Raw genomic sequence first — 25741 nt, forward strand, 5'->3', positions numbered from 1 at the left:
TCGATGGCGAGACCGCGAGCGCACGACGAAGCCCTCCGCACCCGCCTGCTGGACCGGGCCGGGGAGCTGCTCTCCGCGCACGGCCCGGAAGGGCTCAGCCTGCGCCGACTCGCCGCGGACGTGGGCACCTCGACCACCGCGGTGTACTCCCTGCTCGGCGGCAAGCCGGGGCTGGTCCGCGAGCTGTACGTCGAGGGGTTCCGGCGGTTGTGCGACCGGATGGAGCGGGTGGCTCGGACCGGCGACTCGGAGCACGACCTGACCGCGCTGGGCCACGCCTACCGGGACAGCGCGCTGGCCAACCCACACTTCTACTCGATCATGTTCGGCCACGCGGTGCCCGACTTCACCCCCGACGAGCAGGCGTGGGAGCAGGCGCTGCGCAGCATCCAGCCGCTGCGGGACGCCATCGGCAAGGGCATCGAGGACGGGGAGCTGATCGACGCCGACCCGGCCGAGGTCGTCTTCGCGGCCTGGGCCCTGGTGCACGGCCTGGTCTCGCTGGAGCTGAGCGGTTCGGCGCCCACCGAAGACGAGCGCAGCGCCCGCTACGACCAGGCACTGCGCAATGGTTTCGCCGGTTGGCGGCGCTGACCCCGAAGCGGCGGGGGGTTCCTCCGAAGCCAGCGCGTCGTGAGCCTCCAGGCCTGGTCAATGGCCACGGGCGCCCACGACTGCCTCCGGGTCGTGCCGGTTCTCGCCCGGTGCAGGGGCGTTCGGGGTTCCGCCGCCCGCACCGCCGCGCGGCACGCTCCGAAACGTCCTCAGCCGAGCGCGTTGTGGATGGCGGTCATGAGTTCACCCTCGGGGGTGTCGCCGTCCATCGACCAGACCATCGCGCCGCCGAGGCCCTGCTGCTTGAGGTACTCGACCTTGCGGGTGATCTCGGCCGCGTCGTCGAAGGTCCAGAACGTGGTTCCGTCGTAGAGCCAGGCGAAACCGGCCTTCTCGTCGCGGTGCAGGGTGAACGAGCCGGCCTTGGCCTTGAGCACCTTGTAGTCCTCGAAGCCGGCCTCGTACCTTGCCGGGGCGGGACCCGTCGAGCTCTGGAACAGGCCGTTGTTCTGGTTCGGCACCCCAGTCCAGCCGCGACCGTAGAACGGCACGCCGAGCACTAGCTTGTCGTTCGGCGCCCCGGCTGCACGCCAGGCCTTGACCGTCTGGTCGATGCTCCACTTCTCCGGCGACGGGTCGCCATCGGGGCTGAAGATCGCCGACTGGTGGTTGGTCGTCGGGTCGTAGGCGCCGTGCAGGTCGTAGCCCTGGATCGTGCCGAAGGTGAGCAGGTCGAAGACCTTCGGCATCTCGTAGCCGGCCTCGATCTTCTTCGGGTCGGCGGGCAGGAACGCGCTGATGTCGTAGGCCTTGCCGAGCTCCTGGCCGACGTCGTCGAGCTGGGTGCGCCATTCCTGCAGCAGCGCGGTGTAGTTCTGCTTGTCCGCCGGGTCGACGACGTTGCCGGGGCCACCCTCGGAGGCCGGCCACTCCCAGTCGAGGTCGACGCCGTCGAAGACGCCCGCGGCGACGCCGTCCCCGCCCTGCGGTTCGCCGATCTTCGGCAGGTTGCCGCGGATCCACATGTCGATGCAGGACTTGACGTGGGCGGCACGGGATTCGGGGGTCGCCGCGGCCGCGTGGAAGTTCTTCGACCAGGTCCAGCCGCCGAAGGAGATGTAGACCTTCAGGCCGGGGTGCTTCGCCTTGAGCTGCTTGAGCTGGTTGAGGTTGCCCGCCAGCGGCTGGTCGTAGGCGTCGGCCGTGCCGTTGACGGTCTGCTCGGCGGTGAAGCGGCGCTGGTAGTCGGCCCAGGCGTCGCCTTCGCCGGCCTGGTTGACCTGGAAGCACTTGCCGCCGGCGTTGAGGTTGCCGAAGGCGTAGTTGAGGTGAGTCAACTGCCCGGCGGCACCGGAGGTGTCGAGGTTCTTGACGAAGTAGTTGCGATCGTAGATCGACCACTGGGTGAAGTAGCCGACCTTGCGGGCGGCGGCCTGCGGCTGGGGGGCGGCCGGGGTGTCTGCGGCCCCGGCCGGGGCGGCCAGCGCGGGCAGCCCCAGCGCGAGGATCGCGGCGAGCAACACCGGCAGTCGGAACGGGAAGCGGCGTCTTACGGACATGGCGACTCCTGCGTCATCGTGGGATCGCTCAAGATGGTTTAGACCATATTCGGGTTAGGTCTAGACCAGATAGCGCCCGTTTGGCCGCAAGTCGCTACTGCGGGCGGCTCACGACAGCACCCGCGGCGAGCACCCCACGAATCCCGGAAATCCCAGGTAGGACCGGCCGCGACACGACGTGCCGAGGCATCTCCAGGGCTTCCAGCCTTAGGAAAAATCGGGAAATTCCCGCTGCGGCGCGGCAGCGGCGTTCCCGACTTCGGGCAAAATCGGGAACGCTCATCCTCCGCGCGATCTTGGAGTCGTCAGACCGCGCCGTACTCGCGGTCACCCGCGTCGCCGAGGCCCGGGACAATGTAGCCCGACTCGTTGAGCCGCTCGTCGACGCTCGCGGTCACCACCCGCACCGGCAGCCCGGACTCCTCGAGCCGGCGCACGCCCTCCGGGGCGGCCAGCGTGCAGATCGCCGTGACGTCGGTGGCACCGCGGTCGGTCAGCAGGCTGATCGTGTGCACCATCGAGCCGCCGGTGGCCAGCATCGGGTCCAGCACGAACACCGGACGCCCGGCGAGGTCGGCGGGCAGCGACTCCAGGTACGGCGTGGGCTGCAGGGTGGTCTCGTCCCTGGCGAGGCCGACGAATCCCATCTGCGCTTCCGGGATCAGCCGGTGCGCCTGGTCGGCCATGCCGAGACCGGCCCGCAGCACCGGAACCAGCAGCGGCGGGTTCGCCAGCCGGAAGCCGTTGGTGCGCGCCACGGGCGTGTGGATGGGCTCCACCGCGACCTCGGCGCCCCGCGTCGCCTCGTAGATGAGCATCAGCGTCAGCTCTTGCAACGCGGCGCGGAACGCGGCGCTGTTGGTACGCGCATCGCGCATTGTGGACAGCCTTGCTTTCACCAGGGGGTGGTCCACGACCCGTACATCCATGACCGACAACAGTAACCGCCAACCCTGGGCGACACGTTGCCGCTGCTCAACAACGTGTCCACGGTCGCACCCGACCGCAGCCGGGCGTCAACCCGCCGTCACCGTCAGCAATTTCCATTGAAATCGAAGGTCCAATTTCAATGGAAATTGCGGGTTGTCCACAGTCACCGGTGTGTCGCGGCCCGACACGCCGGAGGCTGTGGACTACTTCTTCGATTTCAATGGAAATCGAAGGTCCGATTTCCATTGAAATTGCGCCGGAACCTGGCGGGGGTGTCAGTGCGGGGTGGCGGCGATGCCTTGGACGAGGATGTCGAGGCCAAAATCGAAGCGCTCTTCCTCGTCGCCGGACATCAGCGCCGGGAGCATCGAGACCATCGTCGGGAACCGGTCCGCCGGCAGCTCCGAGAAGTACTGCTGGACCATTTCCATCCGTTCGATCCGCTCCGCATCACTGAGGCCGAAGTCCGCGCTGCGTTCCATGGCGACCGCCGTGCCGAACAGGGCGAGGATGTCGACGGCGAACGCCACCACGCGGTCGGACAGCCCGGCCGAGCGCAGGACGGCCATCATCGCCTCGGACACGACCAGCGCGTTCGGCCCGGTCGGCGCCGGAGTGCGCATCACTACCTGGGCGATGCCGGGGTGCGCCGTGAGCACCTCCACCTGCTGGCGGATCAGGCCCTTGATCTGCTCCTGCCACTTCTCCGGGTCGGGCTGCGGTACTTGCTGCGCATCGCGGAAAGCGCGAGCGGCCCGGTGTTCCGCGAAATCCTGCACGACACCTTCGCACCGCTCGACCACCTGACGCCCGCAGGAGCAGCCGACGCCAGCCAGGCCAGTGCGGAACGCATCCTGACCGAGCGCGCCCGCGAGCTGGGCGCCGAAATCCGCTTCTCCACCAAGCTGCAATCGTTCGAGCAGGACGAGAACGGCGTTCGCGCAGTACTTTCCGACGCCACCGGAACCCGCGCGGTGCACGCCGACTACCTCGTCGCCGCCGACGGCCACCGTAGCCCGATCCGCGAACAGCTCGGCATCGGCACTCACGGCCGCGGCGCCCTCGGGCACTCGATTCACTGGCTGGTGCGCGCCGACCTGTCGGCCGTCGTCGACGACCGCCAGGTCATGTACTACCTGCAGAACCCGAAGCTCTCCGGCGGCACCGGCGTGCTGGCCAGCACCGACCACCCCGACCAGTTCGTGGTCGGCGTCGGCCACGACCCGGAGCGCGAGGACCTGGCGGACTTCACCGAGGAGCGCAGCCTGGAGCAGATCCGGCTGGTCACCGGCGTGCCCGGGCTGGACGTCGAGATCCTGATGACGGACACCACGGTGGCGAGCATGCGGGTGGCCGACCAGTTCAGCTCCGGGCGGGTGCACCTGGTCGGCGACGCCGCGCACACCATGCCGCCACAGGGCGGGATGGGCGGCAACACCGCGCTGATGGACGGCTTCTACCTGGCGTGGAAGCTCGCCGCGGTGCTCCGGGGCGAGGCCGGGCCGGGACTGCTCGACAGCCACGACGCGGAGCGACGGCCAGTCGGCGAGCTGATCGCGGAGAACCAGTACCGGAACGCCATCGTGCGCAACCGGCCCGACCTGGCTCGAGAAGGAGACGCGCAGCCGATCGAAGACCCGGCAGTGCTGCTGTTCGGCTACCGGCACAATGGCGCGGTCGTCCGGGAGCCCGGCGACGAGGGCGAGCTCCTAGAGGACGCGACCCGTCCGACGGGCCGCCCGGGCTCGCGGGCCCCGCACGTACGACTGTCCACACCAGATGGAGATCTGTCCACGATCGACCTGTTCGGCCGGAGTTTCGTGCTGCTGACCGGATCCGGCGCGTGGGCCAGGGCCGCCGATGAGGTCGCCGCCACCCTGGAGGTCCGGCTGAAGCCGCAACTGATCGGTGGTGAAGTCACCGGCGCCTGGACCGGGCCGTACGGGGTCGACGCGGACGGGGCCGTGCTGATCCGCCCGGACCGCTTCATCGCGTGGCGCAGCCAGGGGCCCGGCACCGCCGCCGACCTGGAGAAAGCCCTCCGTGCGGTCCTCGACCGCTGAAAGCCGCGGGTGGGTGTTGCAGTTTCGGATGAAACTGCGAATCCACGCCGTCAGCTCGGGGCCTGGTTCGACGCCAGTTCCCTGAGCAGTTCCCAGGTCCGGCGCTCGTCCCCCGCTGAACCGATCGCGGTCTGGGTAAACGTCCACCAGATCTCCAGCGGCCGGACGACCGACGGCCTCGACACTGAAGCCGTTGCCCCGGCCGCGTGCGCCTTCGACATCTGCGCCGGCCTCGACGACGTCTGCGATCAGGAGTGACGGGCACCTCTGGGCAACCGAGGAGGCTGTGTTCGGCGAAAACGGCTGAACCGAAGTACTAGATCAGTCTCGATCGCCGCCGTTCGTCCGCCAGTATCCGTCACCGATCGATCACGGTCCGTGATGGGCTTTGCAACAGGCTCCGGGTTGCTCGAAGGTGCCCTTCACCGCGTCCTGCTCACGGGTGCAGGACGACCTTGGTGTAGCCCTCGATGCGTTGGTCGAACTTCCGGTAGGCGTCCGGCGCCTCGGACAGGGACAGCTCGTGGGAGACGACGAAGCTGGGCTTGGCGCGGCCCGCGATGATCATGTCCCGCAGCTGCCGGTTGTAGCGCTTCACGTTGCACTGCCCGGTGCCGATGACCTGGCCCTTCTCGAACATCCGGCCGATCGAGACGAGCAGCATCCCCTTCTTTGCCTCCTCGCTCGGCCCACCGGGGTCGGACGGCACGTACAGGCCCGGCACGCCCAGCCGGCCGGTCGCGCGCACGGTGTCGATCAGCGAGTTCAGCACGACGGCCGGTTCCTCCTTCGAGCCGTCGCCGACCTGCGCCTGGTAGCCGACCGCGTCGACGCCCTTGTCGGTGCCCTCGCCGTTGGTCTGCTCCTTGATCATCTCGACCGGGTCACCCTTGGAGAAGTCGATCGGGATGGCCCCGATCTCCTCCGCCTTCGCCAGCCGCTCCGGCACGCGGTCGACGCAGAACACCCTCGCCGCGCCGCGCAGCAGCGCCGAGTAGGCGGCCATCAGCCCGACGGGCCCGGCCCCGTAGACGACGACGCTCTCGCCTGGCGAGACCTGGGCGAGCTCGCAGCCGTGGTAGCCGGTCGGGAAGATGTCGGCCAGCAGCACGAAGTCGGCCTCGTGGCTGCCGTCGGCCGGCAGCGTCAGGCAGTTGAAGTCGGCGAACGGCACCCGCAGGTATTCGGCCTGACCGCCGGTGTAGGGCCCCATCGCGACGTAGCCGTAGGCGCCGCCGGCGAAGCCGGGGTTGACGGTCAGGCAGAACCCGGTGTTGCCCGCCATGCAGTTCTTGCAGAACCCGCAGGCCACGTTGAACGGCATCACGACCCGGTCGCCGCGGTTCAGGCTGGTCACACCGGAGCCGACCTCCTCGATGATGCCCATGTTCTCGTGCCCGAATACGATGCCCGGTTCGGCAGCCGTCCGGCCCTCGTACATGTGCAGGTCGGAGCCGCAGATGGCGGTCGAGGTGATGCGCACGATCACGTCGTTGGGGTGCTCGATCGTCGGCCGGTCCACCTCGTTGATCGCGACCGAGAATGGTTCCTGGTACACGACTGCTTTCATCGTTGACCACCTCCGGGTGGAAGACGCGCGAAATCCATCTGCATGCCGACCAGGGATTACCCCGAGCGGGAAGACCTGAGACTCGGACGGGCGTCACCCGAACGAGGGTCCTACGGGGAGTTGCCGGAACTTCACCCACCAGCGGGTGATCTTCGGCTAACTTCGATCAAGTCCGCAGGTGCGAGTTCGGGGGTTCCGGGTCATGACACTGCTGGTCAAGATGCCGCTGGACGACGGCTGCGAACTGCTCATCGAGGCCGCAGACGGTCAGGGCGCGATCCCGGTCGGCGGCGCCGGGAAGGTCGTGCAGGCTTCCGAGACCGTGCAGAAGGCGATGGGCAGCATCCGGTCCGCCGCCGAGGCGGTCCTCGGCGAGCTGCGCGCGATGGAACAGCCGCCGTCGAAGATCAGCGTGCAGTTCGGCATCAAGGTCACCGGGGAAGCCAACCTCGCGGTCGCCAAGTCGACGGGCGAGGCCAACTTCAACGTCTCCGTCGAGTGGAGCGACTCCAAGTCGAGCAAATGACCGGCCTGGCGGCCGATCCGCTCGACCCGGCGGTGGTCCGGCTCCGCGAGGACCGGACCGTCCTGGGCGCGGGGTTCCTGGCCGCACCGGGCGTGGTCGCCACCTGCGCCCACGTGGTCGGCGGAGCGACGCCGGTCGCCGATTTCCCGTTGCTGGGCAGCCAACGACCACGCCGTCGAAGTGTTGTCGCAGGGCGACGACCTGGACGTCGCGATCCTGCGGCTGGCAGACGCACCACCGGGGGCGCCGCCGGTTCCGGCCCGGATCATCGGCGACGTCCGCGACCACCGCTTCCGGACCTTCGGCTTCCCGCGCGACATGCCGGACGGGATCTGGGTGACCGGCCGCCTGGTCGGCGCGCAGGGCCCGGGCCGCATCCAGATGGCGGTCGACCCGGACCGCTGGCGCACCGAACCGGGCTTCAGCGGAGCCCCGGTCTGGGACGAGGAGCTGCGCGGCATCGTCGGGATGGTCGTGACCACCTCGGCCCGCAGCGGGACCACGGCCCACCTGGTACCGACGACGGCGCTCGGCGATGCCTGGACGACCCCGGACCGCGACCCGTACCGGGGTCTGCAGCCGTTCCGGGAAGAGGACGCCGCCCTGTTCCACGGCCGCGACGACGAAGTCGACGAGCAGCTTCAACCACGAAGCCGCGGCGTGCGACCCGGTCCGCAAGGTGATCTCCCTGACCGAGGACGAGCCTGATGGCTTCTTCTACCGGTTCCGGCCGAACAACTGGGGCGACCTCGGCGCGGGTGGACTGCTGGAAGTGCTGGTCGCAGGCGAGTAAACGTCGGGGCAGGTGACCTGGGTGGAGGTCCCGGAGCCGACGCCCGCCGAACGTGACACGCCGACCCGCGAGCAGGTCGCCGAGGCGAAGCACTTCGGCGGCGGCGAAGGCTGCTACTACGCCTCCGACAGGTGTTGGTTCAGCACCACGGGCGACAGCCGGGTCTGGCAGTTCAACCTCGCCGACGATACGTTCGGACTCGCCTACGACGGCGACGGCAGCCTGCGTGCCGTTGACAACGTCACCGGGAGCGCCATCGGCGACCTGTACGTCGCCGAGGAGGGCGACAACATGGAGATCTGCATCATCACGCCGGACGACGTAGTGGCCCCGATGCCGCGGGTGAACGGTTACGACTCATCCGGGCTGACCGGTCCGGCGTTCAACCCGGCCGGCGACCGAATGTACTTTTCCTCGTAGTACGGCCCGTCCGGCGAGTTCTCCGACGGCGACACCTACGAGATCACCGGACCGTTCCGCCGCTAGATGCACGTGAGTACTTCTTGTCGCTATAGCGCCAGAAAGTACTCACGGGACCTGACCAGGAGCCCACGAACTCCGCCACCGGTTCCTCCGGCCACCGCATCTCCTCCTCCGGCGGAAGTTCTTCCGCGGTTTCCATTGAAACTGTGGGATCCTCGAGACCTGCCGCAGTTTCAATGGAAACCGCGGGAACCCTGGGACCAGCCGCAATTTCGCGAGAAATTGCCCATCCCCCGGGTGAACGTCAATTTCTCGCGAAATTGACACAACTCCGGGTGAACGCCGCCGGGCGATCACGTGGTGGGGATGCGGGTGAAGGGTTTGCGCCACACCAGGGCATAGCGCCAGAAGAGGCGGCGGCGTACCTGGGCACCGGGGAGGATTTGCGCTGCCGCGACGTGGATTTCGTGCTGACGCAACAACCACGGGTGGTAGTGAGCGTTGTGATCCCACACCAACGCCCGAGGCAATCGAAGCCTGATCACACTCGCATGGTACCGATCATCTGGCTGGGCAGTTTTACCTGAAACTGCCCAGCCTGGCCCCCACCGTTCGCGTTTCAGCCCGCGTGGCCCGGGCGAACCGCCGGGCCGCCGACTGATCACTCGAACGGGCGCATTCGGAGCAAATACGGGATTCCAGCGCGGTTTTCGGATTCCTAGTCCGAGCCGTAGAGGTCCGGATTGCCAGAAAGCGCGGCCACCATCGCGGCGCGTGAACCAACGCCTAGCTTGATGAAAATTCGCCGCATGTGGGCGGAAACCGTGTAGAGACTGATGTCCAGCACCGCCGCTATCGAACGGTTGGTGTAGCCGAGGCCGACCATCCGCGCGATCTCCCGCTCCCGCGGGCTGAGGACCTCGTCGACCTTCGGCACAACCGGCAGCAACAGGCAGCGCATGCCGAGCTCCGTCATGTCCAGCAACGGTTTTCGCCCCACCCTGGGTGATCCGTCGAGCTCGCCGACCCGCCGCACCAATGCGCGCACCAGGTGCTGCACCAGTTCGTCTGAACCGAGGTCGTCGCGCCGCTCCGGCCCCCGCCAGGGCGGTTCCGGTTCGGGCGATCCTCGGTGGATTCGCGGAATTGACGCGGCAGTCGAATCATCCGGCATGTACCGGCCTCCCCAGTCCCGGCCGCGGACGGCGGATCGCGCCGCCTCACAACGGCCCGTTCCCCCTTCGCAGGCCGGTCACGGTTTCGCCGCGACGCATACCAGCAAAGCCAACATCGACCGTCCGCGCATCGTCGATTCGAGTGACATCCAGGTTAACTAACCCGGACGGTGGGCACTTGAACGTGCGACTGGCACCCGAATGCTCGCTTGCCTTGGACTGTTCGCACGCGCTCACCGACGGCCGGCTCCCGAAAACGCCGCCGGACGCGGTGCAGGACAGGAGGATCCGCCATGAGTCGCTACCGAGCCGTCGACGGCGAGCTGGAGGACGAGCTGGCCCGCGAACTGGAGGACGAGTTCGAGGATGAGGACGAACTGGAGGGCTTCGACCAGGAGTTCGAGGACGAGCTGGAGTTCGAGGACGAGTTCGAAGACGAGCTGGAGGGCCTGGTCCGCGAACTGGAGGACGAGCTGGAGCTGGAGTTCGAGGACGAAGACGAGGACGAGGACGAATTCGAGGACGAACTGGAGGCCGAGTTCGAGCAGCTGGTCCGCGAACTCGAAGCCGAGTTCGCGGACGAGTACGAGTACGAGTACGAGTACTTCGCCGACCCGGTCCGCCGCGTCTACTCCGACGCCGAGACGATGGCCAAGCTCGCCTTCGAGGCCGAGCGCGCCGAAACCGAAGCCGAGGTCGAAGGTTTCCTGGGGGCGCTCGCACCGCTGGCGATGAGCCTGGCGCCGAAGGTCTTGCCACTGGCCAAGAAGTTCGCCCCAAAGATCATCAAGGGCGTCACCTCGATCGGCAAGAAGTTGTGGCGCAGCCCCACCACCCGCAAGATGGTGCGCCAAGTGCCCAAGATCGCCGGGCGCACGGTGCGGGACATCGGCCACCGCTACGCGAACGGGCAGAAGGTCACCGGCCGGCACATCGCCCGCTCGCTGGCCGGGCACACCGCCGACGCCATAGGAGGCGGCCGGGGCCGACGTCGTCGTCCGGCCAACCGCCGGGGGCGCAGGCCCGCCGCCAGGCCGGTCCGCCGGACGAACCGGGCGACCCAGGTCCGCCGGGCGCAGGCCGCCCGCTCGAGGACGGCCCGGGCCCGCAGCGCCGGCAAGGCCCGTAGTCGGGGGAAGGGCCGTGGCCGCCGTCGCTGAGCTGCGGTCGGCCCCGGCGCGGGCCCGGCCGACCCGGCGACTCGATCGCGGAACAGAACGACTGCTGGCCGACTGGGTGCGCATCCAGGCCACCAACGTCGAACGGCACCTGGGCGCGCTGCGGCCGTTCAGCTGGGCGGAGTTCGGCGACCCGGCCACCGGACCCAGCCGGGCGCACCTGGTGGCCGTCAACGAAACCATGTCCACCCTGCGAGAACCGCTCAACCAAGCCACCCGCGCGGTCCGCCGCGCGGCGGAAGCCGCCGCGGCGCATCCGGATCCGCGCCGGTTGCGGGCCCTGCTGGATGCGAAGTCCCGGTCGCAGCGCTGGGTGCGTGACACCGAGCGGCTTTGGGACTTCTACCTGGAGCTGTTCAACCAGCGGCAGAGCACGTTCGCCCCGTGGCTGGTGGCGGCCGACCGCATCGCCCTGGACTGCTATCAGTACGCCTACCTAGGGATCGGGCGCTGGCGTTCGATCCCGACGCCGCCGCCATTCTGCTACCTGGAACCCAGCCACGGCCCGGCGACGTCTCGGCGCGGCATCCCGCTGCAACGACTGAGTAACCGGCTGAACCCGTTCCCGCTGATCCAGCTGCCCTACCACCGGCTGGTCAACCCGTGGACGCTCGGCGCGGTGCTGCACGAGGTCAGCCACAACCTGCAGAACGACCTCGGGCTGGCGAGGGCGATCCCGATGCAGGTCGCGGCCAGGTTGACCGAGCTCGGGCTGCCGCCCTCGGTTGTGTCGGTCTGGGTGCGCTGGAACCGGGAGACGTTCGCGGACCTGTCCGGCCTGCTGCTCGGCGGGCCGCTGGTCGTGGGCTCGCTGTTCGACGTGATCGCGCGGGACCGGCGGCAGACGATGAAGTTTCGGCGCGCGGCGGTGCATCCCGTGCCCTACCTGCGCGGGAAGCTATCGATCGAGCTGCTCGCCCGGATGGGCTTCGCGGAGCGCGCCGGGCAGCACGCGGGGGCCTGGCGCGCGATGTACCCGCGGGCCGAGCTGCCCGGCGCGCCGCGGGCGCTGCTGGCGACCGCCGACCGGGCGATCCCGGCGGTGGTGGACGCGATGTGCTTCACCTCCTTCCCGTCGCTGGGAAACCGCAGCCTGTCGCGGGTTCTGCGGTTCGAGCCGAAGGAACAGCGGATGATCGAGGAGGCCGCCGGGCGATTAGCCGACGGCGTGTCACCCGGTGTGTTGCCGGAGCGGTTCCTGATCGGCGCCGTCCGGCACGCGCTCGAACAGCGGATGGCACCGCCGAAGCGGTTGGTGCGGTTCTTCATGGAAGAGCTGGGGAGGCGAGCGCGATGACCTTGCGCGGCGAATTCCCCGTCCTGACGAGGGAACTCCGGCGGTTCGCGGCCGCGTGGCGGGCGCTGGAGGTCACCGTGGTCGAGGACCGCCCGACCGGCGAGAGCCCGGCGGTGTCGGACCGGCTCGCCGAGGTCGTCACCGACGGCACCGCCGACCTGCAACCGGCGCTGCGCGCGGTTCGAGACCGGGTCGACGCCGATGTCCTCCACACCACGGCGCTGGCGCTGCTGCGCATGCAACGGCGGCTGGACGACGAATTCCGCTGCCACCACGCGGCAACGGACCTCGCGCGAGCGGTGCAGGGGCGCGGACCGGAATGGCTCGGTTGGGCGCGCAGCATCCGGTCCGGTGTGGACGGTTGTGTGGATTCGTTGCGCAGCACGGAGGACACCATGCTGCGGTGTTGGCGCGAGGCAGCCGAACTCGCGGTGCGGTTCGGCATCAAGGGGAACTGCGAGGGCAGGCGATGAGCATCACCAACGACGGCCGTGTCAACGACGACCGGGGCGCCGCGCTGCCGCCGGCCCAGGACATCGACAGCGCGTATCCGCTGATCACCCGGCACGACCCGCCGTGCTGCGAGCGCCCCGGCGACATCGCGAACAAGGCGATCGGCGACGTGCTGGGCTGGAAGTGGCGCGACGGCGACACCAAGGGCTTCACCGCCGCGCTGACCGGGAGCTTCGAGCTCAAGCGCGTTGAGGGACACACCGAAGCCAAGTGGACGCCACGCGGCTACGCGATCCAGGCCGACCTGGGTGCGGTCACCGGCGGGCAGGCGTCGCTGGCCGCGCGGGCGCGCAGCGCCATCAAGGACGCGACCGCGCTGCTCGACTCGCTGAAGCCGCTGCGAGCGGGCTCGGATCCGGAGAACGGCGAGGGATTCCGCAGCCTGGTGCGCCACGAGCTGGAGGAGATCCGCAAGGAGCTGGAGAGCCCGCTGCTGCGGGTCCCGCGCGTGGATCAGCTCTTCGTGCTGCTGCTCGGGAACCCGGGATCCGCGGTGGACCCAGACCTGGTGCGCGGGCACCTCGGGGAGCTGCGCAACGAGTTCGGGCTGATCGGCGGCCTGGTCAACACCATCGAAGAGGAGCGGGTCCAGACCTCGTTCATCACGCTCGTCGACTGGGTGCTGTCGCTGTACCGCGGCTGGCTGGACGCCCGCGGCCGGATCGACCCGTTCGCGCAGCCCGAAACCGGGCAGGCGCCGTTCTTCGGCCCCGCTGTCGTGGCGCTGTCCCAGCTGCTTTCGGCCGCCGCAGTGCAGACCGAAGAGCTCGTCGCGGCGTTGAGCTCGGTGAGTATCCACCGCGGCGACCGCGAGGTGCTGCGCATCCCCGATCCGGACGGCGGCTCGATGTCGCTCGGCGGATTGCTGCGCTGGACGCACGACTTCACCTGCTTCGAAGGCCGCAAGCTGATCGAAGTCGCGGGAAAGGACGGCGTGGACAGCGCGTTCCTGCAGGTCGCCGAGCGGTTGGAGCGGCTCGTCGGCAACCTGCCCAGGCGCTCCGACGACGACAAGCAGGACGTGCCGGGCAACTACCGGGCGACGTTGCCGCCGGGGTTCTTCAGCTTCCGGGTCCAGCGCGCGGTCGACGAACTGCACGACCACCTGCAGGAGATCGTGCGGGTAGCCCGGCCGATCCGGCACGGCGCGAAGCCCGCCGACCCACCTGGACCGCCTGCACCGCCTGCACCGCCTGCACCGCCGCCGGATGCTGGGCCGAAACCACCGGATCAGCCGCCACCCGGAACCGCGCCCACCGATCCGCCGCCGGTGGCACCGAGCGCACCGGCCGTGGCACCCGCGCCGGCAACCACCACTACGGCTGCCCCGATCTCGACGACCGATCCCGCGGCCAAGCCGCGCAGCCAGCGCAAGCGTCCCGAGCCCAAGCCCGCCCCGCGGCCGGAATAGCGGTCCGCCCGCGCCCCGCACGGAGGAATGATGGCCACCGAAAAGCAGTACCGGGAACTGTTCGACCGGGTCGCCGCGCTGCGCAGACAGGTCGCCGGCAACCTGTCGAACGAGCTGGGCAGCAATCCCCAGGTCGGCGAGGCGATCCTCAAACAGATCGACGACATGCTCTTCGCCGTCGAAACCGAGGCCCAGAACGAGCCCCGCCCGGCCGACGGCGGCTTCGCGCAGCTGGTGGGCCTCGGCGGCGAGTCGGCCGGGGACCTCGGCGCGACGCGCATGCCGCACGGCATCGAGACCTACGACGAAACGATCGCGTCCGAACGCATCCTCGCCGTCGGCGACCTCTACTACCTGTACCAGCACGAGAGGATCGGGTTCTTTCGCGTCGTGCAGAAGATGCAGGAGCTGTTCCAGCGCGGCACGATCCGGCTCTCCGACGGGCCGGGCGCGTTCGGGCTGTATCGGTTCGACCGGCGCGACGTGCTGCGCTACACCAAGCGCGACCGGATCAGCGCCTACCGGCGGGTGCTCGGCTACGGGCGCGGGCAGGGCTCGGCGAACTCGCGGCCGAACACCGACTTCCACCGGTTGTTCGTCCAGTTCAACAACCAGGTCGCGCTGTTCTGGCGGGACAAGCGGATCTCCGACGTCATCCGGGAACGGGCGCACGACATGGCCTTCGGCAGCATGGCCGTGGTGCGGCGCAGCGGCCTGGACCTGCGCAACAACCTGAAGTTCACCTCCTACGGCCACCTGAACGTGCTGCGGGTGGAGGTCATGCAGCTGCTGGAGGAGTGCTTCCAGATCCTCGACGCCGAGGACGTCAAGGACCTGTTCGGCGCCGCGAACGCGTGGGATGTGGTGGACGAGGTCCTGATCCGCTACTTCGACGATAAGCTGGTCACCTCGCCGCGGCAGCGGATGGCGGTGACCGGCCGCAACGTCCTGCGCTGGTTGGCGGCGCCGCACATCCTGGAAACGACGCGCTCGGAGTTCGAGGCGCTGCTGCTGGAGATCGCGGAACCCGCGGAGGAGTGGATCACCTCGGCGCAGTCCCTGCGCCTGGCGGACCGCACGGGCTCCAAGCAGCTGCTCCCGTGGGACCGCCAGCAGCCGGCAGGCGTCGCGACGCCGTCCCGGGGCGACCGCCCGGAACCGGGCCGCAGCAACCAACCGGCCCTGGCCCGCCGAGCTCGCCTCAACGGCCACCCCAGGTGACCGCCGGACCCCAGTTCAAGGCCCGTGAGCGCTTTTGGGTGCCATAGCCCCCAAAAGCGCTCACGGGCATCCTCCTGCGCGAATACCCGGGTGGAACGCCCGACCAGATGAAATCCACGCCGCGTGGCGTGATCACTCCAGTCGCAGCGGCGGTGCGGGGTTGGCGCTTAGACTCCGGGCATGGCACAGTCGCCGCCCCTGTCCGAGCTCACCGAGCTCGCCATGTCCGAGCTCGCCGATGCCATCCGGGACGACCGGTCGTTGCGCCGGTTCCTGCACGGCCTACCCGGCGTCGACCAGGTCGGGTTGGAGCAGCGGGCCGCCGGCCTCGCGACGCGGAGCATCAAGAAGGGCGCGAAGCGCTGGGCGATCGACACCGCGATCTCGATGATCGACCTAACGACGCTGGAAGGCGCCGACACCGAGGGCAAGGTCCGCGCGCTGTGTGCCAAAGCCCGCCACCCCGACCCGGAGCGGCCGGACACCCCGCAGGTCGCAGCCGTCTGCGTCTACTCCGACATGGCCGCCACCGCGGTCCGGGCCCTCGACGGCACCGGCATCCAGGTCGCCTCGGTCGCGACGGCGTTCCCGTCCGGCCGCTCGGCGCTGGCGGTGAAGCTCGCCGACGTGGCGTACGCCGTGGCCGCGGGCGCCGACGAGATCGACATGGTTATCGACCGCGGCGCTTTCCTGGCCGGCCGGTACGGGCAGGTCGTCGAGGAGATCCAGGCCGTCAAGGCCGCCTGCGGCGACGCGCACCTGAAGGTCATCCTGGAGACCGGCGAGCTCGCGACCTACGACAACGTGCGCCGCGCATCCTGGCTCGCGCTGCTCGCGGGCGGGGACTTCATTAAGACCTCCACCGGCAAGGTCTCCCCGGCTGCGACCCTCCCGGTGACGCACCTGATGCTCCAGGCGGTCCGCAACTGGCGGGATTCCACCGGGCAGCTGCGCGGCGTCAAGCCCGCGGGCGGGATCCGCAACACCAAGGACGCGATCCGCTACCTGGTGGCCGTGCACGAGATCGCCGGCCCGGAGTGGCTGACCCCGAAACTGTTCCGATTCGGCGCGTCCAGCCTGCTCGGCGACCTGCTGATGCAGCGGCACACCCAGCTCGACGGCCACTACAGCGGCCCCGACTACGTGGCGGTGGACTGATGATCGATAGCCCGTGGGAGTACGCACCGGCGCCGGAGTCACGGGACATCGCGAACCTCAAGCCCAGCTACCGGATGTTCGTCGACGGCGAGTTCGTCGACGGCGGCGGCGAGCCGCTGAAGAGCATCAACCCGGCCACCGAGGAACCGCTGGCCGAGGTCTCCAGCGCTTCGGTGTCCGATGTGGACGAAGCGGTCCGGGCGGCGCGGCGGGCCTTCGACGACACCTGGTCGACGATGCCGGGCAAGGAACGCGCGAAGTACCTGTTCCGCATCGCCCGGCTGATCCAGGAACGCGGCCGCGAGCTCGCGGTGCTGGAGTCGCTGGACAACGGCAAGCCGATCAAGGAGTCGCGGGACGCCGACATCCCGACCGCCGCGGCGCACTTCTTCCACCACGCCGGCTGGGCCGACAAGCTCGGCTACGCCGGCTACGGGCCCGACCCGCGGCCGCTCGGCGTCGCCGGGCAGGTCATCCCGTGGAACTTCCCGCTGCTCATGCTGGCCTGGAAGATCGCCCCGGCGCTGGCCTGCGGCAATACCGTGGTGCTCAAGCCCGCCGAGACGACGCCGCTGACCGCGCTGGTGTTCGCGGAGATCTGCCAGCAGGCCGGGCTGCCGCCGGGCGTGGTGAACATCGTGCCCGGCGCCGGTGACATCGGCGCCGCGCTGGTCGCGCACCCCGGAGTCCACAAGGTCGCGTTCACCGGCTCCACCGAGGTCGGCAAGCAGATCCAGCGCAGCGTCGCGGGTTCCGGCAAGAAGCTGACGCTGGAGCTCGGCGGCAAGGCCGCGAACATCGTCTTCGACGACGCCCCGCTCGACCAGGCCGTCGAGGGCATCGTGAACGGGATCTTCTTCAACCAGGGCCACGTCTGCTGCGCAGGCTCGCGGCTGCTGGTGCAGGAGTCGATCGCCGACGAGCTGCTCGAGAAGCTGCGGATCCGGGTCCAGACGTTGCGGGTCGGCGACCCGCTGGACAAGAACACCGACGTCGGCGCGATCAACTCCGCCGAGCAGCTGGCCAAGATCACCGAGCTGGCCGCCAGTGGCGACGCCGAGGGAGCCCAGCGCTGGACCAGCCCATGCCCGCTGCCGGAGAAGGGGTTCTTCTTCTCCCCCACCGTGTTCTCCGACGTCCAGCAGTCGATGCGGATCGCCCGTGAGGAGATCTTCGGGCCGGTGCTCTCGGTGCTGACCTTCCGCACCCCGGCGGAGGCCATCGCCAAGGCCAACAACACCCCGTACGGCCTGTCGGCCGGGATCTGGACCGAGAAGGGGTCCCGGATCCTGTGGGCGGCGCAGCGGCTGCGGGCCGGTGTGGTGTGGGCGAACACCTTCAACCGGTTCGATCCGACCGCCCCGTTCGGCGGCTACCAGGAATCCGGCTTCGGCCGCGAAGGCGGACGCGCCGGTTTGGAGGCGTACCTCGATGTCTGACAACCGCACCCCGGAGCGGCTAGCCGTGGCCAAGACCTACAAGCTCTACATCGGTGGTTCGTTCCCACGCTCCGAGTCGGGCCGGGTGTACCCGGTGCACGACCGGCAGGGCGCGTTCCTGGCCAACGCCGCGCACGCGTCCCGCAAGGACGTCCGCGACGCGGTCGCCGCCGCGCGCAAGGCGTTCGGCGGCTGGTCCGGCGCGACGGCCTACAACCGCGGCCAGGTGCTGTTCCGGATCGCCGAGGTGATGGAAGGCCGACGCGAGCAGTTCGCCGCCGAGATCTCCGCCGCGGAGGGCCTGTCCCGCAAGCAGTCGCGGTCCACTGTGGATGATGCCGTGGACCGGATGGTCTGGTACGCGGGCTGGACCGACAAGATCTCGATGGTGCTCGGCGCCGCGAATCCCGTTGCGGGGCCGTACTTCTCGTTCAGCGTCCCGGAACCGACCGGCGTGGTGGGAGTGCTCGCGCCCCCGGATTCCTCGCTGCTCGGCCTGATCAGCGTGGTGGCCCCGGTGATCGCGGCCGGAAACACCTGCGTCGTGGTCGCCAGCGCGGACCAGCCGCTGCCCGCCGTGACCTTCGCCGAGGTGCTGGCGACCTCCGACGTGCCAGGGGGCGTGGTCAACGTCCTGACCGGCCAGGCGGCCGAACTCGCCCCCTGGCTAGCCGCCCACGCCGACGTCAACGCCCTGGACCCGACTGGCGCGCCAGAAGAGCTGCGCGCCGAGCTCGCCAAGACGGCAGCGGACACGGTCAAGCGCGTGCTGCCGGTGCGCGGCGAACCGGACTGGACCCGGGAGCCGGGCCTCCAGCGCCTGCGCGCCTTCACCGAGGTCAAGACCGTCTGGCACCCGGTCGGCACCTGACAATCGTGAGGCCCGCAATTTCAATGGAAATTGGCTCTGTCGCAATTTGCGTGATCAACTATTGCCTGGGTGATCGGCGCTGGCCTGGTTTTGCGATCATGGTTCGTGTGTGATGATCACGGTGTTGGCGTGCTGCTTCCGCATCTGGCCGGGGTGGTGGTTGAGCGGGTGGAGCAGGAAGACGCGGGGGTGCGGATCTGGGCATCGGCCAGGGCCTCCTCGGCGGCGTGCCCGGCCTGCGGCAACTGTTCGGCGCGGGTGCATAGTCGGTACGACCGCACAGTGGCGGACGTGGCGGTGGCAGGTCGGCCGGTGGTGTTGTGGCTGCGGGTGCGGCGGTTTTTCTGCACTCACCAGGACTGTTCGGTGCGGACGTTCGCCGAGCAGGTGGAGGGCCTGACCATGCGCCATGCCCGGCGGAGCCTGCCGCTGCGCGGGATGCTGGAGTCGATCGGGCTGGCGCTGGCCGGCCGTGCGGGAGCCCGACTGGCCAATCGTCTGGGGCTGCGGGCGGGACGGGACACGCTGTTGCGGCTGGTGCGAGCCGTGCCCGACCCGCCGGTGGAAGCGGTAACCGTGCTCGGGGTGGATGACTTCGCGATCAGACGTGGGCAGAACTACGCCACTATCTTGCTGGACATGGCCACCCATCGACCCGTCGATGTGCTGGAGGGCCGGGAGGCCGACACCCTCGCCGAGTGGCTCAAGAAGCATCCCGAGATCCAGGTGATTACACGCGATAGGTCCGGAGCCTATGCCGAGGGCGCTTCCCGCGGTGCGCCTCAGGCGGTGCAATGCGCGGACCGGTGGCATCTGTGGAAGAACCTGGGCGAGGCAGTGGAGAAGACCGTGCTCGGGCACCGCGGCTGCCTGATCGAGCCCGCCGTCGACGATGCACGCGGCGAGGGCGACACCGTTGCCGACGGCGCGGCCGAGGTGTCGCCGAGCCCGACACCGGTCGCAGAGCCAGCCGTCTCTGGCGAGGCCGCCGAATCCGGCCTGGCGGCGCGGATCCGCCAGCGGTACGCAGCCGTGCAATCCTTACGTGCCCAGGGCAAGCGCATCCGTGCGGTGGCACGCGAGCTCGACCTCGACCGCAAGACCGCGCGCCGATACTTCCAGGCCGGCAGCGTCGAAGAACTCCTCTCCAAGACCGCCTCCCGTTCATCCTTATTGGACGAATACAAGCCCTACCTGCACCAGCGGTTTAACGACGGCTGCGCCAACGTCTCCCTGTTGGTCCGCGAGATCCGCGAGCAGGGCTACGGTGGCAGCGCTCAGACCGTCTATCGCTACCTGCGTCCCTTCCGCTCCACCGGCAAAGCCCCCGAGTCCGCGCCGAGGCCGCCGAAGATCCGGGAGGTCGTCGGCTGGATCATGCGCGACCCCGACAACCTCCCGGACGACGACGGGCAACGACTCAAGGCCGTCCTGGCCCGCTGCCCCGAGTTGGAGGCCACCCGCCGCCACGTCGGCGCGTTCGCCAGCATGATCCGCGACCTGCGCGGCGATCTGCTGCCCGACTGGATGGACCGCGTCTGCGCTGACGACCTGCCCGCTCTACGCTCGTTCGTCAACGGCCTCCGCCAAGATCTGGCCGCGGTGACCGCCGGGCTCACCCTCACCTGGAGCAATGGCCCAACGGAAGGGGCCGTGAACAGGGCGAAATACCTGAAAAGGCAGTCCTTCGGGCGGGCCAAACTGGACCTACTACGCAAGCGCATCCTGCTCACGACATGATCCCCAAGATCCAGCCACCAAAAAGTTGATCACGCAATTTGCGACAGAGCCTGGAAATTGGACCTTCGATTTCCATTGAAATTGGACCCGGCGGGTTCCATGGAAATTGCGGACCTCGACCGCCGTGTCCTTGACAGTAGGCCACGCGCACTCGCGATCGGATCCGCGGGTTGGACGATCGTCCGTCCTGTCGCCGGGCGAGTCGAATCAGCTGATCTGCCAGTCGAGGCGGCCGTCCTCGGTCACCGTCGGGTAGCTGTGGCCCGCCGGGACTCCCTCGGTCAGCGCCCGGTGGACGTCGGCGAGCATCGACGTGACGTCCTTCCACTCCGGCCTCAGCACCTGGGCCGCCTCCTGCTCCCACTCCAGCACACAGCCCGCCAGCGGTCCCGGCCGCAGGTCCACCACGAGCTCGTCCGCGAAACCATCACCAGCGATCGGGATCCACGACGGGTGGAAGCTGGAGCCCGGCGAGCCCGCGTAGTAGTCGCAGGCCGGCCGCTCCCACTGCGCCGTCCAGTTCTCGCGGTGATCGCGCCAGGACTGGAGCGCCTGCGCCGCGCTGTAGGGCGTGTAGAAGGGCGGCAGGACGTCGGCCAGCACATCGGTGCCGGTGCCACCGCAGCACGTCCACAGCTCGCGCAGTTCGGCGGGCAGCTCGACGGCGAACTCTGCCGCCAGCTCGGCGAGGTCGGGCGGTTCGGGGGGACGCAAGGCGGCTGCGGTGACCGGGGCGTGCTCCGCCAGCCAGAGCACGATCTTCGTCCACAGCTCCGTGACATCCATTCCGACCATGATCGTCGGGAACTCACCAGACCGGTACCGCCAACCGGGACCTGACAGCCGGGTGCGGGCCGTCACTACGCCGAAGGGCCCAACTCCGCTTGGGCCACAGCTGCGCATCCGAGTGATGATCGTTACGAACTGTTCCGTCGAACGTTGCTTTCGAGGGGCTCGATACGGTGACAGCCGGACCGGGGAACACGCTGTGAACGCGGAGCCCGTAGGCTTCCGCGAGGTCTGGTTCGGTGACCGGAGGTAGAGAGATGGCGCAGGACATCGTCCCCATCGAGCTCGGGCTCCCGCAGGGCGACGTCGTCACACTGTGGGCACCGCGTTGGCGCGAGGACGGCGAGGAATGGGAGGCATTCCTCGGACACGAGGACGACCTCTACGCGTTCCCCGATGCCGCGCGCCTGGCGGCGTTCGTGCGCACCGCCGAGGAGCACGACCTCGACGACCACCCAGCCTGGCACGTGGTGCCCGCCCTGTCCGCGGTCGAACTGAGCCCGGACGAGGACCACCAGTACGACCTGGTCGGCGTGCCCGAGCTGGTCGCCGAGCCGATGGACACCTGGACCATCAGCGAGCTGGCCGACATCGTCGAGATCGCCCGCTCGCTGGCCGACGTCTGCGAGCTGGACGCGGTGCACGACGTGCTCGACGCGGCCGACGGTTTCGCCATGCTCGACCAGGGCACCTTCGCGTTCTCCGGCAAGGACGGGCAGCGTCGCTGGACCGACCTGTGCCAGGTCGTCGTCGAGCGCTGGGACGAGCTGCTGGATGCCATCGACGCCGTAGTCACCACTCCGGACGTGCCGGCCGACGCGGTCGCCACGGCGGAAACCGAGCTCGCGGAGGCGTTGGAGGCCGACGCCGAGGAAGAGGCCGGCGCCGCCGAAGCGCCCGAGGTCGACGACATCGAAGAGGTCGAGGTCGGCTTCTGGGGCGAGGTCGGCATCGACCCGATCCGGATCATCACTGGCACCGGCGAGCACTACTCGCTGCGCTGCTACCTCGACGACGACCCGATCTTCCTCGGCACGGGCGGCAAGATCGACGTGTTTCCCACGCCACGCGCGCTGGCCCGGTTCCTGGCCGACGACGCCGCCGTGGAGGACACCGACCTAGCCCGGGTCGCGACCTGGTCGCAGGTCCAGGAGCGGGCCACCGCGGGCGAGCTGCAGATCGACGTTGACCCCGAGAACACCTACGTGCTGACCGGTCTGGACGCCGACCTCGGCGCCGGACCGTCGGAAGTGGACCCGACCCAGCTGGACCTTGCCGAGGAACTACTGATGGACGCGGCGACGTGGGCTGGCGACGACAGCGTCGAGCAGGCGTTGCAGCCTTCGGAGCGGCTCGGCTGGCTGGTCTCCTTCGTGCTGCGTCCGAGCCCGAACCGGCTGCCGCCGAGCGCCCCGTTCGACGCCGAGGTCGCGACGTGGCGCAAGCTGGTGGAGGCCTTGGAAGAGCGGTTCCGCACGCACTGAGCCGCACCGGATTCAGTAAGTGTGCTGGGCGGCGATTTCGCGCGAAATCGCCGCCCGCTCCCGGTCCGGCGGTCTCAAACCGCCTCGGCGAGCAGTACTCCCGGTGCCGCTAGTCGGCGGCGGCTGGGTTCGCCCGCGCACACCTGGGAATAGGACTCCCGCAAACCTTTCCGCGCTCGGTAGGCGAGCGCGGCGGCGCTGTTGCGGCTGATGCCGAGCTTTCTGCTGACGTCCGCCGTCGTCAGGCGCGCGGCCTCCATGCACCACAGGACGCGCCGCCAGCGGTGCGGCAGCCGGGCGAATCGCCGCCGCGCTCGCGCGGATCGTGAATCGCATTCAGGCTTGGCAGTATCCACGGCCTCCGCCGCACGCGATCCACGGCCTCCGCCGCGCGCACCCGGCTCGGCGGCGGTCGCACGTCATTCCAGCAACGCTGCGTAGCCCGGCTTGATCAGATCATCGATGATCTCCAGCCGCTCATCGAAGCCGATGAACGCCGACTTCATCGCGTTCACCGCGAACCACTGCATGTCCGCCCACCCGTAGCCGAACGCCTCGTGCAGGGCGGCGAACTCGCTGGACATCGAGCAGTGGCTCATCAGCCGGTTGTCCGTGTTCACCGTGACCCGGAAGCGCAGCTTCGCCAGCAGACCGATCGGATGCTCGGCGATCGACTTGGTGGCCCCGGTCTGCAGGTTCGACGACGGGCACATCTCCAGCGGGATCCGCCGGTCCCGGATGTAGGACGCCAGCCGACCAAGGTGGACCGAGCCGTCCTCGTCGACCTTGATGTCGTCGACGATGCGCACGCCGTGCCCGAGGCGCTCCGCGCCGCAGTGCTGGATCGCCTCCCAGATCGACGGCAGACCGAACGCCTCACCAGCGTGAATGGTGAAATGCGCGTTCTGCTGTCGGAGATATTCGAAGGCGTCCAGGTTCCGGGTGGGCGGAAATCCCGCTTCCGGACCCGCGATGTCGAAGCCGACCACCTCGGAGTCGCGATACCGGACCGCGAGGTTCGCGATTTCCGCCGACCGCGCATTCTGCCGCATCGCGCACAACAAGGTACCGATTCGGATACGTTTTCCTTCGGCGGCGGCGCGGCGTTCGCCATCCCGGAATCCGCCCTGAACCGCCTCCACGATCCGGTCGAGCGTCAGCCCCTGTTCCTGGAACAGTTCCGGGGCGTAGCGGATCTCCGCGTACACCACCCCGTCCGCGGCCAGATCCTCGACGCACTCGGCGGCGACCCGGGCCAGCGCCTCCTCCGTCTGCATCACGGCGACGGTGTGCGAGAAAGTCTCCAGATAGCGTTCCAGCGACCCCGAATCAGCCGCCGCAGCGAACCATCTTCCCAACTCATCGGCGTCATCGTGGGGCAGGCCGGAGTATCCCGCCGCCCGCGCGAGATCGATGACGGTCTGCGGCCGCAGGCCGCCGTCGAGGTGGTCGTGCAGCAGCACCTTCGGCACCAGCCGGATCGTGTCCAGGTTCACCGGAGTCGACATGCAGCCACGTTACAGCGCGCCGACTAAGAGCTCGCGCAAAGCTACCAACCGGCAGCCGGGAGTAACCCCGGATACGTCCGGCTTTCCGGCCACGTTCAACCGGACGGCCGTCCCTAAAAACTCACCCAGATGGACGCAATCACGACTCTTGCATCATTCAGCGGCACCTCCATTAGACTTTTTGGCCTAATAAAACGAGACCGATCGGAGCCAAGAACGTCTTGATGATCACGCTATGTATCGGGGGGTGCCTGGGAACGCGGGAACCGACTAGCTAGGCTCCTGGAGTCCTCACCCCCCTCGACGAAGGACGCCCCTAGCCGTGACCGAGAACATGTCGTTCGACCGCATGCGCAACATGCTCACGCGTGCGGCTGAGATCCGCGAGAGCGAGCAGCAGCAGATTTTCGACGCCCTGGACGAAATCCACGCCCGGCTGTCGCCGCTGGAGTCCCTGGGCTCCGTGCGGAAACGCCTGTCCGAGCTGCCCGACCGCACCGAGGTCAGCGTGCTCGCCGAACGACTCGACGAGGCACTCGCCAAGCTGGAAGGGCATGACGGCGCGCTCGTCGACCTGAAGAGCGCCGTCGACGGCTTGGTGGACAAGCTCGCCAAGCCGTTCGCGCAGCTGGACGGGCGACTGGACGGCGTGGCGGGCCGGATGGACGGCGTCTCCGGCCGCATGGACGGCCTGGAGGACAAGCTCGGCCACATCCACAAGCGCCTCGACGAGCTCGGCCTGCACCTCGACAAGCAGGACGGCCGGCTGGAGGCACTGCCGTCGGCGGTGCACGCCCCGGTGCGCGAGCGCATCGACTCGCTGGAGACCAGCCTGCGCGGCCGCTTCGCCGAGATCGACGAAGGCGTGCACGAGCACCTCGACGGCACCCGCGAGGCGCTGCAGCGCGCGGTCACCGACTCCGCCGCCAACGCCCAGAACACGCTCGCCGAAGCGGTCTCCGGCACCCGCGATCAGCTGGACGCCAAGCTCGACCAGCTCGCCGCGCGTCCCGCCGTGGACCCGACCGACCGGCTGGACAAGCTGGCCGAGCGTCTGGAGCAGCTCACCAACCGGCTGGACCAGGTCTCCGGTCACCTCACCCAGGTCGAGGACAACGTCAACACCCGGATAGACAACGTCGAGCAGGGCTTCACCAGCCGCCTGGACAACGTCGAAGAGGGCGTCAAGAACGGCCTCGGCGAGCTCGGCGGCACGCTGTCGAAGAACCTGTCGCAGCTGTCCGGCACGCTGTCCTCGCGTCCCGACGGCGACGCGCTGGGCGCCCTGGTCCGCGAGGCCAACGAAGAGAGCGAGCGGCGGCACGCCGGTCAGCTCGACGAGGCGATGGCGACGTTCGCGGAGCTGATCCTCGGCGGCAGCGCGCCGTCCGCCCCGCCGCCGCCCACCACCCTGCCCCGGCAGCAGCGCCGAGGCCGGTCCAAGAGCGCAAAGCGCGACACCGACAAGGCCCTCACCGCAGACGGCGAAGACGACTTCACCGCCGAAAGCGCCTGAGAAGCCCGCGCGACCGGGCCGC

Annotated in this window: 26 protein-coding genes; 17 read left to right on the top strand and 9 right to left on the bottom strand. The window is 69.1% G+C overall.

Annotated elements, in window-relative coordinates:
* The first annotated feature begins 3 nt into the window (after window positions 1-3).
* Window positions 4-594 (top strand): TetR/AcrR family transcriptional regulator, encoded by a 591-nt coding sequence (locus FDZ84_RS07735; RefSeq protein WP_168585335.1) that lies wholly within the window; start codon window positions 4-6, stop codon window positions 592-594.
* A gap of 170 nt (window positions 595-764) precedes the next feature.
* Here FDZ84_RS07735 and FDZ84_RS07740 read toward each other — a convergent pair whose 3' ends face one another.
* The 3 genes from FDZ84_RS07740 to FDZ84_RS07750 form a co-directional block, all read right to left on the bottom strand.
* Window positions 765-2114 carry a glycoside hydrolase family 18 protein gene (locus FDZ84_RS07740; RefSeq protein ID WP_168585336.1) on the bottom strand — a complete coding sequence of 450 codons (1350 nt, stop codon included), beginning with the start codon at window positions 2112-2114 and terminating at the stop codon, window positions 765-767.
* Between the two features lie 305 nt (window positions 2115-2419).
* Window positions 2420-3043: a uracil phosphoribosyltransferase gene (gene upp / locus FDZ84_RS07745; protein ID WP_168585337.1), complete on the bottom strand. Its 624-nt coding sequence runs from the start codon at window positions 3041-3043 to the stop codon at window positions 2420-2422.
* 276 nt (window positions 3044-3319) lie between these two features.
* Entirely contained in the window at window positions 3320-3823 is a 504-nt protein-coding gene (locus FDZ84_RS07750) for a TetR/AcrR family transcriptional regulator C-terminal domain-containing protein (protein ID WP_246868868.1), read from the bottom strand.
* On the opposite strand from FDZ84_RS07750, the gene FDZ84_RS07755 reads away from it, so the two are divergent.
* Entirely contained in the window at window positions 3803-5107 is a 1305-nt protein-coding gene (locus FDZ84_RS07755; protein ID WP_246868869.1) for an FAD-dependent monooxygenase, read from the top strand. The two genes, FDZ84_RS07750 and FDZ84_RS07755, sit on opposite strands and share 21 nt — an antisense overlap.
* A 50-nt stretch (window positions 5108-5157) precedes the next feature.
* On the opposite strand, the gene FDZ84_RS07760 is transcribed toward FDZ84_RS07755, so the two are convergent.
* Together FDZ84_RS07760 and FDZ84_RS07765 are read right to left on the bottom strand one after the other, a co-directional pair.
* Window positions 5158-5328 (bottom strand): hypothetical protein, encoded by a 171-nt coding sequence (locus FDZ84_RS07760; RefSeq protein ID WP_168585338.1) that lies wholly within the window; start codon window positions 5326-5328, stop codon window positions 5158-5160.
* A 215-nt stretch (window positions 5329-5543) separates the two neighbouring features.
* Window positions 5544-6677 (bottom strand): glutathione-independent formaldehyde dehydrogenase, encoded by a 1134-nt coding sequence (locus FDZ84_RS07765; RefSeq protein ID WP_168585339.1) that lies wholly within the window; start codon window positions 6675-6677, stop codon window positions 5544-5546.
* 202 nt (window positions 6678-6879) lie between these two features.
* Here FDZ84_RS07765 and FDZ84_RS07770 point away from each other — a divergent pair, with 202 nt between their 5' ends.
* The 4 genes from FDZ84_RS07770 to FDZ84_RS38665 all read left to right on the top strand — a co-directional run bounded on the left by FDZ84_RS07770 (window position 6880) and on the right by FDZ84_RS38665 (window position 8416).
* Window positions 6880-7203, top strand: a complete 324-nt coding sequence (locus FDZ84_RS07770; RefSeq protein ID WP_168585340.1) for a CU044_2847 family protein — start codon at window positions 6880-6882, stop codon at window positions 7201-7203.
* Between the two features lie 141 nt (window positions 7204-7344).
* A complete protein-coding gene (locus FDZ84_RS38655; protein ID WP_256413746.1) occupies window positions 7345-7911 on the top strand; it encodes a trypsin-like peptidase domain-containing protein in 567 nt (188 codons plus the stop codon).
* On the top strand, window positions 7883-7996 hold the full coding sequence (locus tag FDZ84_RS38660) for a PhoX family protein (protein WP_246868871.1): 114 nt from the start codon (window positions 7883-7885) through the stop codon (window positions 7994-7996). Before FDZ84_RS38655 ends, FDZ84_RS38660 begins: the two co-directional genes overlap by 29 nt.
* 12 nt (window positions 7997-8008) lie before the next feature.
* Entirely contained in the window at window positions 8009-8416 is a 408-nt protein-coding gene (locus FDZ84_RS38665) for a PhoX family protein (protein ID WP_246868872.1), read from the top strand.
* A gap of 721 nt (window positions 8417-9137) precedes the next feature.
* On the opposite strand, the gene FDZ84_RS07780 is transcribed toward FDZ84_RS38665, so the two are convergent.
* Complete coding sequence (locus FDZ84_RS07780; RefSeq protein ID WP_168585341.1) at window positions 9138-9593, bottom strand: helix-turn-helix transcriptional regulator; 456 nt, start codon at window positions 9591-9593, stop codon at window positions 9138-9140.
* Window positions 9594-9887: 294 nt separating this feature from the next.
* Here FDZ84_RS07780 and FDZ84_RS07785 point away from each other — a divergent pair, with 294 nt between their 5' ends.
* From FDZ84_RS07785 to FDZ84_RS07825, 9 genes are all read left to right on the top strand, one after another.
* Window positions 9888-10754, top strand: a complete 867-nt coding sequence (locus FDZ84_RS07785; protein ID WP_168585342.1) for a hypothetical protein — start codon at window positions 9888-9890, stop codon at window positions 10752-10754.
* Window positions 10738-12069 carry a hypothetical protein gene (locus tag FDZ84_RS07790; RefSeq protein ID WP_168585343.1) on the top strand — a complete coding sequence of 444 codons (1332 nt, stop codon included), beginning with the start codon at window positions 10738-10740 and terminating at the stop codon, window positions 12067-12069. Before FDZ84_RS07785 ends, FDZ84_RS07790 begins: the two co-directional genes overlap by 17 nt.
* A complete protein-coding gene (locus FDZ84_RS07795; protein WP_168585344.1) occupies window positions 12066-12542 on the top strand; it encodes a hypothetical protein in 477 nt (158 codons plus the stop codon). The genes FDZ84_RS07790 and FDZ84_RS07795 overlap by 4 nt, the downstream gene beginning before the upstream one ends.
* Window positions 12539-13993, top strand: coding sequence for a hypothetical protein (locus tag FDZ84_RS07800; RefSeq protein ID WP_168585345.1), 1455 nt, complete (start codon window positions 12539-12541; stop codon window positions 13991-13993). Before FDZ84_RS07795 ends, FDZ84_RS07800 begins: the two co-directional genes overlap by 4 nt.
* Window positions 13994-14020: 27 nt before the next feature.
* On the top strand, window positions 14021-15214 hold the full coding sequence (locus FDZ84_RS07805; protein ID WP_246868873.1) for a hypothetical protein: 1194 nt from the start codon (window positions 14021-14023) through the stop codon (window positions 15212-15214).
* 180 nt (window positions 15215-15394) lie between these two features.
* Complete coding sequence (gene deoC, locus FDZ84_RS07810) at window positions 15395-16372, top strand: deoxyribose-phosphate aldolase (RefSeq protein ID WP_246868874.1); 978 nt, start codon at window positions 15395-15397, stop codon at window positions 16370-16372.
* The gene (locus FDZ84_RS07815; RefSeq protein ID WP_168585346.1) at window positions 16372-17811 is read left to right on the top strand and encodes an aldehyde dehydrogenase family protein; all 1440 of its coding nucleotides are present in this window, start codon (window positions 16372-16374) and stop codon (window positions 17809-17811) included. The genes deoC and FDZ84_RS07815 overlap by 1 nt, the downstream gene beginning before the upstream one ends.
* Window positions 17804-18682 (top strand): aldehyde dehydrogenase, encoded by an 879-nt coding sequence (locus FDZ84_RS07820; RefSeq protein WP_168585347.1) that lies wholly within the window; start codon window positions 17804-17806, stop codon window positions 18680-18682. The genes FDZ84_RS07815 and FDZ84_RS07820 overlap by 8 nt, the downstream gene beginning before the upstream one ends.
* A gap of 129 nt (window positions 18683-18811) precedes the next feature.
* Window positions 18812-20422: an ISL3 family transposase gene (locus FDZ84_RS07825; RefSeq protein WP_210435184.1), complete on the top strand. Its 1611-nt coding sequence runs from the start codon at window positions 18812-18814 to the stop codon at window positions 20420-20422.
* A gap of 207 nt (window positions 20423-20629) precedes the next feature.
* On the opposite strand, the gene FDZ84_RS07830 is transcribed toward FDZ84_RS07825, so the two are convergent.
* Window positions 20630-21208 carry an SMI1/KNR4 family protein gene (locus FDZ84_RS07830; protein WP_168585348.1) on the bottom strand — a complete coding sequence of 193 codons (579 nt, stop codon included), beginning with the start codon at window positions 21206-21208 and terminating at the stop codon, window positions 20630-20632.
* Window positions 21209-21468: 260 nt separating this feature from the next.
* Between FDZ84_RS07830 and FDZ84_RS07835 the strand changes: the two genes are divergently transcribed.
* The gene (locus tag FDZ84_RS07835) at window positions 21469-22695 is read left to right on the top strand and encodes a primosomal protein (RefSeq protein ID WP_168589888.1); all 1227 of its coding nucleotides are present in this window, start codon (window positions 21469-21471) and stop codon (window positions 22693-22695) included.
* 74 nt (window positions 22696-22769) lie between these two features.
* Here FDZ84_RS07835 and FDZ84_RS07840 read toward each other — a convergent pair whose 3' ends face one another.
* Together FDZ84_RS07840 and FDZ84_RS07845 are read right to left on the bottom strand one after the other, a co-directional pair.
* The gene (locus FDZ84_RS07840) at window positions 22770-23051 is read right to left on the bottom strand and encodes a hypothetical protein (protein WP_210435469.1); all 282 of its coding nucleotides are present in this window, start codon (window positions 23049-23051) and stop codon (window positions 22770-22772) included.
* Between the two features lie 63 nt (window positions 23052-23114).
* Window positions 23115-24203 carry an adenosine deaminase gene (locus tag FDZ84_RS07845; RefSeq protein WP_168585349.1) on the bottom strand — a complete coding sequence of 363 codons (1089 nt, stop codon included), beginning with the start codon at window positions 24201-24203 and terminating at the stop codon, window positions 23115-23117.
* A gap of 322 nt (window positions 24204-24525) precedes the next feature.
* On the opposite strand from FDZ84_RS07845, the gene FDZ84_RS07850 reads away from it, so the two are divergent.
* The gene (locus tag FDZ84_RS07850) at window positions 24526-25719 is read left to right on the top strand and encodes a hypothetical protein (protein ID WP_168585350.1); all 1194 of its coding nucleotides are present in this window, start codon (window positions 24526-24528) and stop codon (window positions 25717-25719) included.
* Window positions 25720-25741 lie beyond the last annotated feature (22 nt).

The sequence above is a fragment of the Saccharopolyspora sp. ASAGF58 genome (assembly GCF_012277335.1).
Classification (GTDB): domain Bacteria; phylum Actinomycetota; class Actinomycetes; order Mycobacteriales; family Pseudonocardiaceae; genus Saccharopolyspora; species Saccharopolyspora hattusasensis.

Coding starts and splice junctions, on each gene's coding strand:
- FDZ84_RS07815 (WP_168585346.1), top strand. CDS start 16,372: ATGATCGATAGCCCGTGGGAGTACGCACCGGCGCCGGAGTCACGGGAC.
- FDZ84_RS07760 (WP_168585338.1), bottom strand. CDS start 5,328: ATGTCGAAGGCGCACGCGGCCGGGGCAACGGCTTCAGTGTCGAGGCCG.
- FDZ84_RS07740 (WP_168585336.1), bottom strand. CDS start 2,114: ATGTCCGTAAGACGCCGCTTCCCGTTCCGACTGCCGGTGTTGCTCGCC.
- upp (WP_168585337.1), bottom strand. CDS start 3,043: ATGGATGTACGGGTCGTGGACCACCCCCTGGTGAAAGCAAGGCTGTCC.
- FDZ84_RS07785 (WP_168585342.1), top strand. CDS start 9,888: ATGAGTCGCTACCGAGCCGTCGACGGCGAGCTGGAGGACGAGCTGGCC.
- FDZ84_RS07765 (WP_168585339.1), bottom strand. CDS start 6,677: ATGAAAGCAGTCGTGTACCAGGAACCATTCTCGGTCGCGATCAACGAG.
- FDZ84_RS07795 (WP_168585344.1), top strand. CDS start 12,066: ATGACCTTGCGCGGCGAATTCCCCGTCCTGACGAGGGAACTCCGGCGG.
- FDZ84_RS07780 (WP_168585341.1), bottom strand. CDS start 9,593: ATGCCGGATGATTCGACTGCCGCGTCAATTCCGCGAATCCACCGAGGA.
- FDZ84_RS07735 (WP_168585335.1), top strand. CDS start 4: ATGGCGAGACCGCGAGCGCACGACGAAGCCCTCCGCACCCGCCTGCTG.
- deoC (WP_246868874.1), top strand. CDS start 15,395: ATGGCACAGTCGCCGCCCCTGTCCGAGCTCACCGAGCTCGCCATGTCC.
- FDZ84_RS07800 (WP_168585345.1), top strand. CDS start 12,539: ATGAGCATCACCAACGACGGCCGTGTCAACGACGACCGGGGCGCCGCG.
- FDZ84_RS07830 (WP_168585348.1), bottom strand. CDS start 21,208: ATGGATGTCACGGAGCTGTGGACGAAGATCGTGCTCTGGCTGGCGGAG.
- FDZ84_RS07770 (WP_168585340.1), top strand. CDS start 6,880: ATGACACTGCTGGTCAAGATGCCGCTGGACGACGGCTGCGAACTGCTC.
- FDZ84_RS07835 (WP_168589888.1), top strand. CDS start 21,469: ATGGCGCAGGACATCGTCCCCATCGAGCTCGGGCTCCCGCAGGGCGAC.
- FDZ84_RS07820 (WP_168585347.1), top strand. CDS start 17,804: ATGTCTGACAACCGCACCCCGGAGCGGCTAGCCGTGGCCAAGACCTAC.
- FDZ84_RS07805 (WP_246868873.1), top strand. CDS start 14,021: ATGATGGCCACCGAAAAGCAGTACCGGGAACTGTTCGACCGGGTCGCC.
- FDZ84_RS07845 (WP_168585349.1), bottom strand. CDS start 24,203: ATGTCGACTCCGGTGAACCTGGACACGATCCGGCTGGTGCCGAAGGTG.